This is a genomic window from Stenotrophomonas indicatrix, from assembly GCF_050573115.1.
Taxonomy (GTDB): domain Bacteria; phylum Pseudomonadota; class Gammaproteobacteria; order Xanthomonadales; family Xanthomonadaceae; genus Stenotrophomonas; species Stenotrophomonas lactitubi_A.
Genome location: NZ_JBNYZT010000006.1, coordinates 256,264 through 269,310, shown reverse-complemented (window position 1 = coordinate 269,310; position 13,047 = coordinate 256,264). Strand labels below are relative to the sequence as shown.

Genomic DNA, 13,047 nt, shown 5'->3' with positions numbered 1-13,047 from the left:
CGGCCCTGTCTGAAGGACCTCCCCCATGACCATTCCCGCCCTGCGCGATGTCCCCGGCGTCGCCGCCCAGGCCCCTGCCGAAACCACCGGCTTCGTCTTCAACCACACCATGCTGCGGGTCAAGGACGCCACCGCCTCGCTGGACTTCTACACCCGCGTGCTCGGCTACCAGCTGATCGACAAGCGCGACTTCGCCGAGGCCCAGTTCAGCCTGTACTTCCTGGCCTACGTTCCGGCTGGCACCACCGTGCCGGAAGATGACGACATCCGCCGCCTGTGGATGGCCGGGCTGCCGGGCGTGCTGGAACTGACCCACAACCATGGCACCGAGACCCAGGACGGCCCGGTCTACCACGACGGCAACAGCGACCCGCGCGGCTTCGGCCACATCTGCGTGTCGGTGCCGGACATCGAAGCGGCCTGCCAGCGCTTCGAGGACCTGGGCGTGACCTTCCAGAAGCGCCTGACCGACGGCCGCATGAAGAACCTGGCCTTCATCAAGGACCCGGACGGCTACTGGGTCGAGATCATCTCCAACGCCTGACCCAGAAAGGGGCACAATTCCGGTAGCGCCGGGCCATGCCCGGAGGCCTTGAGCAGGCCGCGCTGCGCGCTCGCCGGGCACGGCCCGGCGCTACCGACTCCGTCCCCCTTTTTTTGCGAGGTTCGTATGGAAACGATGGAACTGCACCGCGGGCGATTGATCGACCACATCCAGCTGGTCGTACGTGATCTGGCCGCCAGCCGCCGCTTCTACCAGGCGGTGTTCGACACGATCGGCATCCCGATGGCCGGTGAAGGCGATGACTACTTCTGGGCCGACGAGCTGTTCATTTCCAGCGCCAGCAGCGAGGCCGCCGCGGGTCAGCTGACCGGTCGCCACCACCTGGCGTTCCAAGCCCGCGATACCGCCACCGTCAATGCCTTCCACACCGCTGCGCTGGCTGCCGGCGGCAAGGACAACGGCGCGCCCGGCGAGCGCCCTTACCATCCCGGCTACTACGGCGCCTTCGTGCTCGATCCGGATGGCAACAACATCGAGGTCGTCTACCACGGCCCGGCGAACTACAGCGCCGATTCGGTCAAGGTCAGCTTCTGAGCCGGCAGATGTACTGAAACGAAGAAGCCGGGCAATGCCCGGCTTCATTTCATCGCACTGCGCAGGCCTCAGTGGGCTGCCATGTAGATGTCCTGCAGCACGGCCTTTTCCAGCTCCAGCTCGCCCAGCAGGTTCTTCACGATGTCACCCAGGCTGAGGATGCCGACCAGCGTGGCACCATCGGTGACCATCAGGTGGCGACGACGCGAGTAGGTCATCAGGGACATGGCCTGCTTCAGCGTGGCGTCCGGCGCAATGCCTTCCAGACCGGTGGACGGCAGGCTGGAAATCACCCGTCGGCCGGCCTGCGGACCATCATCGGCCAGGCTGCGGACGATGTCCTTCTCGGAAATGATGCCGACCGGGGCATCATCCTTCATCACTACCAGTGCAGCGATCCTGTTCGCGCTCATCTTGTGCGCGGCGGCACCGATCGTGTCTTCCGTGTCGATGGTGATGACAGCTTCTTTCTTGGATTGCAGGAGCTCGCGGACGTTCATTCTTGTTTCCTGGTGCAGGTCACTCAAGTCAAAAAAGTGTGCTCTGCCGATTCGCCCCCTCCCCGGGAACAGACCCTTCAGCGCACGTCTGGCGCACTTTGCCGGATCTGGCATTTCGCCAGGAGGCGGGCTAGGTGCTGCAACGCGAACGAGGCGGGTTCAACGGCTCAACCCGGATCTCGGTCAACTCGATTCTACGACTGCGTCCATCGGTCACTAGCGGCATCGATGGGACAGTACGTCGTAGGAACCTTCGACGCTTCCGAGAATCGCACCCGGGCTGAAACCGGCGCTGAATGCAGTAGGTGCCACGCCCTCAAGTTCGCACGGGGATGGCCGACGCCGCTGCAACCGCCCGACCCTGCAAAGTCAGGTCGGTCAGACTCGATCCGTCGCGGGAGGTACCGATACCAGCACCCGCAGCGCGCTGACAACACCGGTGCGAAGCACGCGCTGCGGTATGTGCGGATGCGCCGGCTCACGACCGGCGCATCCGGCCCGGTGCTATCGGGAGCATTGCCCCTTCTGGGCCAGTTTCAACTGCGCCACCTGGCGCCGCCCCTCCGCCTCTGGAACGACGGTGAGTTTGGCACCACCAACGAACACCCCCATCTTGATGGTCTGCTCGATGAAGTAGTTCCGTCCCGCCTCGACAAGCAGCTGGATGTCATTGGGCGAGAACTCCGATTCCGTCGAGATCGCATGTTCCTGGTTGCCGGCCAACAGGGTGTAGAAGAACACCTTGTTCGCGGTCTCACCCAGGCATTCACCATCGATCCAGAGATCTTTCTTCAATGCCTGGCCGACGAAACTGTTGCGATAGACATAGACGCCTGCCTTGCCCTCCTCCGGCACCGGGAAGGTCTTGGCCAGCTCCATCTGCCCCTTGTCCGCTGTCGGGACACTCGCACACGCAGACAACATCGCAATTGCCGTTGCCAGTGCAACCACCTGCCACTTCTTCATCTACCGCCCCCCTGATATGCGCGTCGATGCGCGCGGATTGAATCTTCCATGGACCGTCCCGGGAGAGGCGCATGCGGCCTCGCACGGACGTGTCATCGCATAGCGGTCTTCACCACTGCGGGTGATAGGCATCCCTGTACTCGGATTCAGCCATGCCTGAATTGACGAAGCGCCGCATGTCCGCCCCCGCTACGCATTGCGCGTATTCCAGTGCCGCCTCGATGCTGGCGAACGACGCCCCCTGTGCCTCGTCCGGATCGGGCGCAACGCTGGGAAAGCTGTAGATGTCCAGATACTGCGGAGTACCCACGTCGGCGACCTCGTGCAGGGTTACTACCCACCCCCCTTCCCGTTCGCGATCGATGACCAGGAAGCGGATGACCCGCCAGTCGGCATCGTGGCGAGCCGGAAGCAACTGCTCGACACTGCGACCATTGCGCAGGTTGGCCACCACATCGAACGCGTCAAGGTGGCGCATGCATCCTCCGTGATGCGGCAGGCCCAGTGGCCGCATCGTGCCACACGGAAACGAAAAAGGGTGGCCGCGATGGGCCACCCTTGCATGCATCACCCGCCAGCCACGTCCGGCCTTACTCCACCGTCACGCTCTTGGCCAGGTTGCGCGGCTTGTCCACGTCGGTGCCGCGTGCCAGCGCGGTGTGGTACGCCAGCAGCTGCACCGGGATGGTGTGCACCACCGGGCTGAGCACGCCGGCATGGCGCGGGGTGCGGATCACGTGCACGCCATCGGACTCGTTGAAGTTGCTGTCCTGGTCGGCGAACACGAACAGCTCACCGCCACGCGCACGCACTTCCTGCATGTTGGATTTGACCTTCTCCAGCAGGCTGTCGTTGGGCGCAATCACCACCACCGGCATGTCCTCGTCCACCAGCGCCAGCGGCCCGTGCTTGAGCTCACCGGCCGGGTAGGCCTCGGCGTGGATGTACGAGATCTCCTTCAGCTTGAGCGCGCCTTCCAGGGCGATCGGATAGTGCAGGCCACGGCCCAGGAACAGCGCACTGCTCTTGCGCGCGAAGCGCTCGGCCCATGCGGCGATCTGCGGTTCCATGTTCAACGCATGCTGCACGCTGCCCGGCAGGAAACGCAGCTGCTCCAGGTAGTCTGCTTCCTGCGCAGCATCGACGCGGCCATGCAGCTTGCCCAGCACCACGGTCAGCTGGAACAGCGCGGCCAGCTGGGTGGTGAAGGCCTTGGTCGATGCCACGCCGATCTCGGCGCCGGCGCGGGTGTAGCAGACCAGTTCGCTGGCGCGCGGAATCGCGCTTTCCGGCACGTTGCAGATCGACAGCGTGTGCTTGTGGCCGAGCGACTTGGCGTACTTCAGTGCCTCCATCGTATCCAGCGTTTCGCCGGACTGGGAGATGGTCACGATCAGGTGCTTGGGATTGGCATACGCGGCGCGATAGCGGTACTCGCTGGCGATCTCCACGCTGCACGGCAGGCCGGCGATGGCCTCGATCCAGTAACGCGCGGTCAGGCCCGAGTAGTAACTGGTACCACAGGCCAGGATCTGCACGCCTTCGATGCCCGACAGCACCGCTTCGGCATTCTTGCCGAACAGTTCGGCCGGGAAGCCACCGGCGTCGATCGCCGCTTCGATGGTGTCGCCCAGTGCACGCGGCTGCTCGTGGATTTCCTTCTGCATGAAGTGGCGGTACGGCCCCAGCTCCAGCGAGGCCAGCGAGACATCGGAGAGATGTACATCGCGCTCGATCGGCTGATCATTGCCATCGAAGATGCTCACGCCATCACGGCGGATCTCGGCGGTGTCGCCCTCTTCCAGGAAGATCACCTTGCGCGTGGCCGACAGCACGGCCGACACGTCGGACGCCACGAAGTTCTCGCCCTCGCCCAGACCGACCAGCAGCGGGCAGCCCATGCGGGCGCACACGAAACGTTCCGGCTCGGCACGGCTGATCACAGCCAGTGCATAGGCACCGGTCAGTTCCTTCACCGTGTGCTGCAACGCGACCAGCAGGTCATCGCCATTCTTCAGATGGTGATGAATCAGATGGGCGATCACTTCAGTGTCGGTCTGCGACTCGAAGGTATAGCCCAGCGCGCGCAGTTTCTCGCGCTGTTCCTCATGGTTCTCGATGATGCCGTTGTGCACCAGCGCCACGCCGTGGCTGATGTGCGGATGCGCGTTCGCCTCGGTGACACCGCCATGGGTGGCCCAACGCGTGTGGCCGATGCCCAGGCTGGCCGTGAAGCCTTCGGCCTCGGCAGCGGTGGCCATTTCAGAGACACGTCCGGTGCGGCGCACGCGGCGCACGTCAGCGCGCTCGGCATGGTCGATCACGGCGATACCGGAGGAATCGTAACCACGGTATTCCAGTCGCTTCAGTCCTTCGATCAGGACCGGCACCACATCCCGTTGGGCGATCGCACCTACGATTCCACACATGTCACGCATTTCCTTGAAGACGGTCGGCGCATTCTAGCCTGCGTGTCCGCCAGCCCTCCCTCCTGTCCGCTTAATGAAAGTGTCCGGAAAGGTGTCCGCGGACACCCGGACAGTGGTGACGCACCCGCAAATCATTGATGGCAAAGGAAATAAAGTTGGCACGCTGTGTGCTTTGTCCATAGCACCACTCTGGCACCACCGACAGGCACGAACCCGATGATCCGCGACACCTCCGCCCAGGACCAGATCGTTTCCTCCGCTTCGGCCAGTGCCCCCAAGGCCGCATGGCACCGCTACCGCTGGCCGGCCCTGGCCGGCATCGCCCTGCTCGCCGGCATCGGCTGGGCCGTGCATGCCTGGTCCAACGCCAGCCGCTCGTTCGACAGCAGCCGGGTGCGCGTGGCCGAAGTGCAGCGGGGCGACCTGGTGCGCGACATCGCCGCCGACGGCCGGGTGATCGCCGCCAACAGCCCGGTGTTGTACGCAATCTCCGGCGGCACGGTGGACCTGAAGGTGGTGGCCGGCGACGTGGTCAAGAAGGGCCAGGAACTGGCGATCATCGACAGCCCCGAACTGCGCAGCAAGCTCGCGCAGGAGGAGGCCACCCTGGCGGGTCTTGAAGCCGAGGCCAGCCGCGCCAACCTGGATGCCACCCTGGCCCGGGCCAAGTCACGCAAGGAAACCGACCAGGCCAGCATCGAACGCCAGGCCGCCGACCGCGACCTGCAGCGCTATCAGCGCGGCTTCGATGGCGGTGCAGTGCCGCAGATCGATCTGGCCAAAGCCCAGGACACCCTGAAGAAGGCCGACATCAGCCTGGCCAATGCCACCACCGATGCGCGCCTGCAGAGCCAGGGCGCGGATCTGGACGCACGCAACAAGCGCTTGCTGGCCGACCGCCAGAAGGCCGTGGTCGCCGAAGTGCAACGCCAGGTGGACGCGCTGACCCTGCGCGCACCGTTTGATGGCCAGGTCGGTCAGGTGCAGGCCACCCAGGCCACCAACCTTGCTGCCAACGCGCCGGTGCTCGGCGTGGTCGACCTGTCCAAGTTCGAAGTCGAGATCAAGGTGCCGGAGAGCTTCGCGCGCGACTTGGCGATCGGCATGCCGGCGCAGCTGACCGGTGGCAACGGCCAGCCGTTCCCGGGCGAGATCAGTGCGGTGTCGCCGGAGGTGGTCAATGGCGAGGTCAACGCCCGCGTCCGCTTTGCCGCCGCCCAGCCTGAAGGCCTGCGCCAGAGCCAGCGGATGTCGGTGCGGGTACTGCTGGATACCCGCAAGAACGTCATGAAGGTCGAGCGTGGCCCGTTCGTGGAACAGGGCAACGGCGTGGCTTACGTGATGGACGGCCGCACTGCGGTGCGCCGTCCGATCGAACTGGGCGTCAGCAGCCTGGGCGAAGTGGAAATCAAGTCGGGTGTGCAGCCGGGGGACCGCATCGTGGTCTCGGGCAGCGACCTGTTCAAGGACGCCGAACGCGTCTCCGTCAACTGATTGCCGATAACTGACACATCCTGGAGAGAGGACACCCCATGTACATGCTCGAAATGCGTTCGGTCGCCAAGGTCTTCCGCACCGAACAGGTGGAAACCCACGCGCTGCGTTCACTGGAACTGCAGGTCAAGGAAGGCGAGTTCGTTGCCGTCACAGGTCCGTCCGGCTCCGGCAAGACCACCTTCCTCAACATCGCCGGCCTGCTGGAGACCTTCACCAGCGGCACCTACATGCTCGATGGCCAGGACGTCAGCAAGCTCGGCGATGATGCGCGCAGCCGTCTGCGCAACCAGAAGATCGGCTTCATCTTCCAGGGCTTCAACCTGATTCCGGACCTCAACCTGTTCGACAACGTGGACGTGCCGCTGCGCTACCGCAAGATGAGCGCCGGCGAGCGTCGCGAGCGCATCGAAAAGGCGCTGGGCCAGGTCGGCCTGGGCTCGCGCATGAAGCACTACCCGAATGAACTGTCCGGTGGCCAGCAGCAGCGCGCGGCGATTGCCCGTGCCCTGGCCGGCAGCCCCCGTCTGCTGCTGGCCGACGAACCGACCGGCAACCTGGACACGCAGATGGCGCGCGGGGTGATGGAACTGCTGGAGGAGATCAACGCCGCCGGCACCACCATCGTGATGGTCACCCACGACCCGGAACTGGCCGCACGCGCGCAACGCAACGTGCATATCGTCGACGGCCAGGTCACCGACCTGGTGCGCGAGCCGGTGCTGGCCACCCCGCGTCGCATCGTCGCCGTCAACGAGTGAGGGCACTACCATGTTCGCCTACTACGCCCGACTGGCGGTGCGCAGCTTCCGCCGCAACAAGGTACTGACCGCGCTGATGGTGGTGGCCATCGCGCTGGGCATCGGTGCTTCGATGACCACCCTGACCGTGTTCCATGTGCTGTCCGGCAATCCCATCCCGGACAAGAGCGAGCGTCTGTTCTATGCGCAGATCGACCCGCGCCCGCGCAACGGCTTCGGCCTTGAGGAAGAGCCCGAAGAGCAGATGACGCGCTTCGACGCCGAAGCCCTCCTGCGCGAAGCCAAGGCCGAACGACAGGTGATGATGACCGCCGGTGAAGGCACGCTTGAGCCGGCCAACAGCACCCTCAAGCCGTTCTCGGTTGATACCCGCTGGACGTCAGCCGACTTCTTCCCGATGTTCAACGTGCCCTTGCAGTACGGCCGCCCATGGTCCCGCGAGGACGACAACGGCCGCGCGCGCGTTGTGATCATCTCCAAGGCACTCAACGACAAGCTGTTCCAGGGAGCGAACAGTGTCGGCCGCGAGATCCGCATGGAAGGCCATGCGCTGCGCATCGTGGGTGTCCTGAGGGAATGGAACCCGGAGCCGCATTTCTTTGACCTCACCACCGGCTCGTTCGGCAGGGAAGAAGACCTGCTTGCACCGATCTCCACCGCCTTCGACCTGAAGCTGGGCAGCAACGGCAACATGAACTGCTTCGGTGAAAACCCCGACGGCGAGAACAGTTATGCCCTCAACGCGCCCTGCGCCTACCTTCAGTATTGGGCGGAAATGGATCCGGCCAAGGCGGGCGACTATCGCCGTTATCTGGAAAACTATTCCAGCCAGCAGCGCCAGGCGGGTCGCTTCGAACGCCCGGTCAACGTACGCCTGCGCAACGTGATGGAATGGCTGGATTTCAAGGGTGCGGTGCCCAGCGACGTGCGTCTGCAGTTGTGGCTGGCGCTGGGTTTCCTGGTGGTCTGCCTGGTGAACACCGTCGGCCTGCTGCTGGCAAAGTTCCTGCGTCGCAGCGGCGAGATCGGCGTACGTCGCGCGTTGGGCGCCAGCCGCGGGCAGATCTTCCTGCAGTGTCTGGTCGAAGCCGGCGCGGTTGGCGTAGTGGGCGGCCTGCTCGGCATCGGTCTGTCCCTGCTGGGACTGTATGCAGTGCGCCAGCAGCCGGTGAGCTACGCAAAGCTGGCACACCTGGACAGCAGCATGCTGCTGCTCGCGCTCGGCCTCACCCTCATCGCCAGTCTCGCTGCCGGTTTCCTGCCCGCCTGGCGCGCGATGCAGGTCACCCCGGCCATCCAGCTCAAGTCGCAGTAAGCATCCGTACGAGGACTTCCCATGGACATCCGCCCCATCCTCAGCACCCTGCGCCGGCACAAGACCGCAGCCGCACTGATCGTGCTGGAAATTGCCCTGACCTGCGCCATCGTCTGCAATGCGTTGTTCCTGGTCAGCGAGCGCATCGAGCGCATCAGCCGGGACAGCGGGCTGGCCGAGAACGAACTGGTCGTGATCCGGGTCACCGGCGTCGGCGCACAGACCGACGCGGCCGCGCGTACCCGTGAGGACCTGGCCTCGCTGCGCGCCATTCCCGGCGTGACCGGCGTCAGCGTGATCAACCAGGTACCGTTCCGCAACAGCTCGTCCAACACCAGCCTTTCCCGCGAGATGAACCAGGAGCGCCCGACCGCCAGCCTGGCGATGTACACCTTCTCCGAGGACGCCCTGCGTACGCTGGGCCTGAACCTGGTGGCCGGCCGCGACTTCCAGCCGGGCGAGTACTTTGATTTCGAGAAACTGAGCAAGGCCAACGGCACGCCGGTGATCCTCAGCCAGGCCGCCGCGAAGAAGATGGCTGCCGACGGCAATGCCCTCGGCAAGTCGTACTACCTGGGCAAGCAGACCGTGCACGTCATCGGCATCGTCGATACGCTGACCACGCCCAACGGCTGGGGCAACAACTGGGATGATTCGATGATCCTGCCGGTGCGGCAGACCTTCGGCAACGGCATCTTCATGCTGCGCACCGATCCGGCACGCCGCGACGAGGTGCTCAAGTCGGCGCTGGCCGCACTGGACCGCAACGATCCCAATCGTCTCATCCGCGAAAAGCAGTCGTTCACCGACCAGCGCACGGACTTCTTCAAGAACGACCGTGCCATGGTCGGCCTGCTGGTCACCGTGTGCATCGCGCTGCTGGTGGTCACTGCACTGGGCATCGTCGGCCTGGCCAGCTTCTGGGTGCAGCAGCGCAGCAAGCAGATCGGCATCCGCCGCGCACTGGGGGCCACCCGCGGACAGATCCTGCGCTACTTCCAGACCGAGAACTTCCTGCTGGCCACGCTGGGCATCGTGCTGGGCATGCTGGCGGCCTACGCCATCAACCTGGCGCTGATGAACATGTACGAGCTGCCACGCATGCCGCTGCTGTACCTGCCGCTGGGCGCGGTGCTGCTGTGGATGCTGGGCCAGATCGCGGTGTTCGGCCCGGCCCGCCGTGCTGCTGCCGTGCCACCGGCCGTCGCCACGCGGGGGGCGTGAGATGCGCGCCGGCCTGCTGGTCCTGTTGTTGGCCCTGCCGCTGCCGGTTCTCGCCGGCAGCAGCAGCGCGCAGACGCTGGAGTGGCGCCATGACGATGCCCGGCTGGCGCTGCGCTCGACCGAGGGCGTGGTGCGGGTGGATGCGGCCAGCCCGGAAGCCCGCTTCGGTGTGCGCAGCGGCGACCGCATCCTGCGCGTGAACGACTCGCCGGTGCGGCAGATCGAGCAGCTCGCCGATGCCGTGCAGTCGGCGTCGACACCCACCGTCTACCTGCTGCTGCGTCGCGATGGCCGGATGCTCACGGTGCCGGTGAACGTGTCCCAGTGGCGCCCCGCACTGGCGCCACCACCACCACCGCCGCCGGCTCCCCCGCCTCCGCCTCCGCCACGGCGCTGAGGCCCGGCGGCCCCTGCGTCGCCATCGGTTTGGCTATGCTTGGTGGGTGGCGCCGAAAGCTCCGGCGTCATCCACCCTTTTCCGTGCGCGGCGCCGACGCTTTCCGGCGCTTCCCTGCCCTCCCAGAAGCCGCCGAATGCCCGCGATCCTGATCATCGACGACAACGCCAGCGTGGGAACCGCGCTGGACGTGCTGTTCTCCCTGCACGACATCGACACCCTGCTGGCGCAGAGCCCGGCCGAAGGGCTGGCGTTGCTGGAGTCACAGGCGGTCGACCTGGTGATCCAGGACATGAACTTCAGCGAGGACACCACCTCCGGCGAGGAAGGCGAGGCGCTGTTCGCGCAGATCCGCGAACGCCACCCCGATCTGCCGGTGATCCTGCTGACTGCGTGGACCCACCTGAGCAGCGCGGTGGACCTGGTCAAGGCTGGTGCCGCCGATTACCTGGCCAAGCCCTGGGATGACCGCAAGCTGCTGACCACGGTCAACAACCTGCTGGAATTGTCCGAAGCGCGGCGCGAGCTGGACCAGCGTCGCCAGCGCGAACAGCGCCAACGCCATGCACTGGAAGACAAGTATGCGTTGTGTGGCGCAGTGTTCGCCGACCCCGCCAGCGAGCGGGTGATCGCCCTGGCCTGCCAGGTCGCGCGTTCGGAGCTGCCGGTGCTGATCACCGGCCCCAATGGCGCGGGCAAGGAAAAGATCGCGCAGATCATCCAGGCCAACTCGCTGGTGGCCAAGGGCCCGTTCGTTGCGGTGAACTGCGGCGCCCTGCCGTCCGAACTGATCGAGGCCGAACTGTTCGGTGCCGAGGCCGGCGCCTACACCGGCGCCAACAAGGCGCGCGAAGGCAAGTTCGAGGCGGCCGACGGCGGCACACTGTTCCTGGATGAGATCGGCAACCTGTCGCTGGGCGGGCAGATGAAGCTGCTGCGCGTGCTGGAGACCGGGCGCTTCGAACGCCTGGGCTCCAACCGCGAACGCCAGGTCAAGGTGCGCGTGGTCAGTGCGACAAATGCCGATCTGCCGGCGATGATCCGCGAGGGTACGTTCCGCGAAGACCTCTACTACCGGCTCAACACGGTGGAACTGACGCTGCCACCGCTGGCCGACCGCCCCGGCGATATCGTGCCGTTGGCCGAGCATTTCCTCAGCATCGGCAAGCCGCTGTCCAGCACGGCGGCCACTGCGCTGCAGCGGCACCTGTGGCCGGGCAACGTGCGCGAGCTGCGCAACGTGATCCAGCGTGCCGAACTGCTGGCCACCGGCAACCGCATCGAAGTTGCCGATCTCAACCTGCCACGTGCGCCTGCCGCACCGCGCCCGACGCCAAGCGCCGGCAATGATCCCGACCGCGCACGCATCGAAGAAGTGCTGGCGCGCAACCACGGGGTCATCGCCCAGGCAGCCAACGAGCTTGGACTGAGCCGGCAGGCGCTGTACCGGCGCATGGACCGTCACGGCATCCCACGCGAATGAAACGACGCTCCTTCACCTTCCGCCTGTTCCTGCGTCTGCTGCCGGTGCTGGCGCTGGCTGCCGCGCTGCCGTGGCTGCTGGCCTACTGGATGGACCATGGCTGGGTGGTGACCACCGTTTCCACGATCATCCTGCTGTCATTGATGTGGTGGACGCTGCGCCGCGCCACCGCACCGGTGCGGTCGTTGATGCGGGCGCTGTCCGGGACCACCAGCAGCTACCGCGACGGTGAGTACAACTTCGGCATCTACTGGCCCGGCAATGACGAACTGGGTGACCTGGTGCAGGCGCACCGCGAGCTGGGCGAAGTGCTGCGTGCACAGCGCCAGGGCCTGGTGCAGCGCGAACTGCTGCTGGACACCATGGTGCAGAACACGCCGGTGGCGATGCTGCTGATCGCCGCCGGTGGCGATGGTATTTCCCGCGTGGTGTTTTCCAACCTGGCCGCGCGCAAGCTGCTGCACAGCGGCTGGAAGCTGGAGGGCCAGCGCATGGAAGACGTGATCGAGCAGCTGCCGGTGGAACTGCGCGACGCCATCGGCCGCGGTGGCGACAGCCTGTTCGCGGTGAAGGCGGAAAGCGAAGACGGCGTGGAGGGCGACGAGGATGACGAACAGGTCTACCACCTGTCGCGCCGTGCGTTCCAGCTCAACGGCCGCCCGCATGACCTGCTGCTGGTACGCCAGCTCACTGCCGAACTGCGCCGGCAGGAAGTGCAGACCTGGAAGAAGGTGATCCGGGTGATCAGCCACGAGCTCAACAACTCGCTGGCACCGATCGCCTCGCTGGCCCACTCCGGTGGCGAACTGGTCAGACGCGAGCGCTTCGACAGGCTGCCGGAGATCTTCACCACCATCGAAGACCGCGCACGCCACCTGGAAGGCTTCATCCGCGGCTACGCGCGTTTCGCCAAGCTGCCACAGCCACAACTTCAGACCGTCCAGTGGGCGCCGTTCCTGTCCAGCCTGTGCCAACAGATTCCGTTCACGATGGAACGTGAACTCGACGAGGAGCTGAGCAGCCGGATCGACATCGCCCAGTTCGGCCAGGCTCTGCTCAACCTGCTGAAGAACGCGCACGAGGCCTGCGCCGAAGCAGATCCGCCGAACGACGACGTGCAGGTGCAGCTGACCCGGCTGCCACAGTGGTTGCGGCTGGATGTGCTGGACCGTGGCAAGGGCATGAACGAGCAGGTACTGCAGAATGCGCTGATGCCGTTCTATTCGACCAAGCGCAACGGCACCGGGCTGGGGTTGGCTCTCACCCGTGAGATCGTCGAGGCGCACGGCGGCAGGGTATCGCTGCAGAACCGCACTGACGGCGGGCTGTGTGTGTCGATCCTGTTGCCGGTGGGGTAGGAAGGTCAAAAGCCAGTAGAT

At 65.5% G+C, this 13,047-nt stretch carries 13 protein-coding genes; 9 read left to right on the top strand and 4 right to left on the bottom strand.

The window, feature by feature from the left end; translation table 11 throughout:
• Positions 1 to 25: 25 nt before the first annotated feature.
• Positions 26 to 544, top strand: a complete 519-nt coding sequence (gene gloA, locus ACQ5SA_RS15715; protein WP_499314868.1) for a lactoylglutathione lyase — start codon at positions 26 to 28, stop codon at positions 542 to 544.
• Positions 545 to 670: 126 nt separating this feature from the next.
• Entirely contained in the window at positions 671 to 1,099 is a 429-nt protein-coding gene (locus ACQ5SA_RS15710; protein WP_499314866.1) for a VOC family protein, read from the top strand.
• 68 nt (positions 1,100 to 1,167) lie between these two features.
• Here the strand turns inward: ACQ5SA_RS15710 and ACQ5SA_RS15705 are convergent, their stop codons facing one another.
• The 4 genes from ACQ5SA_RS15705 to glmS all read right to left on the bottom strand — a co-directional run bounded on the left by ACQ5SA_RS15705 (position 1,168) and on the right by glmS (position 4,994).
• Positions 1,168 to 1,599: a CBS domain-containing protein gene (locus ACQ5SA_RS15705; RefSeq protein WP_089237013.1), complete on the bottom strand. Its 432-nt coding sequence runs from the start codon at positions 1,597 to 1,599 to the stop codon at positions 1,168 to 1,170.
• Between the two features lie 504 nt (positions 1,600 to 2,103).
• Complete coding sequence (locus ACQ5SA_RS15700; RefSeq protein ID WP_499314865.1) at positions 2,104 to 2,565, bottom strand: DUF2846 domain-containing protein; 462 nt, start codon at positions 2,563 to 2,565, stop codon at positions 2,104 to 2,106.
• A 109-nt stretch (positions 2,566 to 2,674) separates the two neighbouring features.
• Entirely contained in the window at positions 2,675 to 3,043 is a 369-nt protein-coding gene (locus ACQ5SA_RS15695; protein WP_353101648.1) for a hypothetical protein, read from the bottom strand.
• Between the two features lie 112 nt (positions 3,044 to 3,155).
• A complete protein-coding gene (gene glmS, locus ACQ5SA_RS15690; RefSeq protein ID WP_499314863.1) occupies positions 3,156 to 4,994 on the bottom strand; it encodes a glutamine--fructose-6-phosphate transaminase (isomerizing) in 1,839 nt (612 codons plus the stop codon).
• A 216-nt stretch (positions 4,995 to 5,210) separates the two neighbouring features.
• Here glmS and ACQ5SA_RS15685 point away from each other — a divergent pair, with 216 nt between their 5' ends.
• From ACQ5SA_RS15685 to ACQ5SA_RS15655, 7 genes are all read left to right on the top strand, one after another.
• Complete coding sequence (locus ACQ5SA_RS15685) at positions 5,211 to 6,488, top strand: efflux RND transporter periplasmic adaptor subunit (protein WP_499314862.1); 1,278 nt, start codon at positions 5,211 to 5,213, stop codon at positions 6,486 to 6,488.
• Positions 6,489 to 6,526: 38 nt separating this feature from the next.
• Entirely contained in the window at positions 6,527 to 7,249 is a 723-nt protein-coding gene (locus ACQ5SA_RS15680) for an ABC transporter ATP-binding protein (RefSeq protein ID WP_230111847.1), read from the top strand.
• 10 nt (positions 7,250 to 7,259) lie between these two features.
• On the top strand, positions 7,260 to 8,564 hold the full coding sequence (locus tag ACQ5SA_RS15675; RefSeq protein ID WP_483023903.1) for an ABC transporter permease: 1,305 nt from the start codon (positions 7,260 to 7,262) through the stop codon (positions 8,562 to 8,564).
• Positions 8,565 to 8,585: 21 nt separating this feature from the next.
• The gene (locus ACQ5SA_RS15670) at positions 8,586 to 9,788 is read left to right on the top strand and encodes an ABC transporter permease (RefSeq protein ID WP_499314859.1); all 1,203 of its coding nucleotides are present in this window, start codon (positions 8,586 to 8,588) and stop codon (positions 9,786 to 9,788) included.
• Between the two features lies 1 nt (position 9,789).
• Positions 9,790 to 10,185: a PDZ domain-containing protein gene (locus tag ACQ5SA_RS15665; RefSeq protein WP_499314857.1), complete on the top strand. Its 396-nt coding sequence runs from the start codon at positions 9,790 to 9,792 to the stop codon at positions 10,183 to 10,185.
• Between the two features lie 136 nt (positions 10,186 to 10,321).
• Positions 10,322 to 11,668, top strand: coding sequence for a sigma-54-dependent transcriptional regulator (locus ACQ5SA_RS15660; protein ID WP_251473400.1), 1,347 nt, complete (start codon positions 10,322 to 10,324; stop codon positions 11,666 to 11,668).
• On the top strand, positions 11,665 to 13,026 hold the full coding sequence (locus tag ACQ5SA_RS15655) for a sensor histidine kinase (protein WP_499314855.1): 1,362 nt from the start codon (positions 11,665 to 11,667) through the stop codon (positions 13,024 to 13,026). The genes ACQ5SA_RS15660 and ACQ5SA_RS15655 overlap by 4 nt, the downstream gene beginning before the upstream one ends.
• The last annotated feature ends 21 nt before the right edge of the window (positions 13,027 to 13,047 follow it).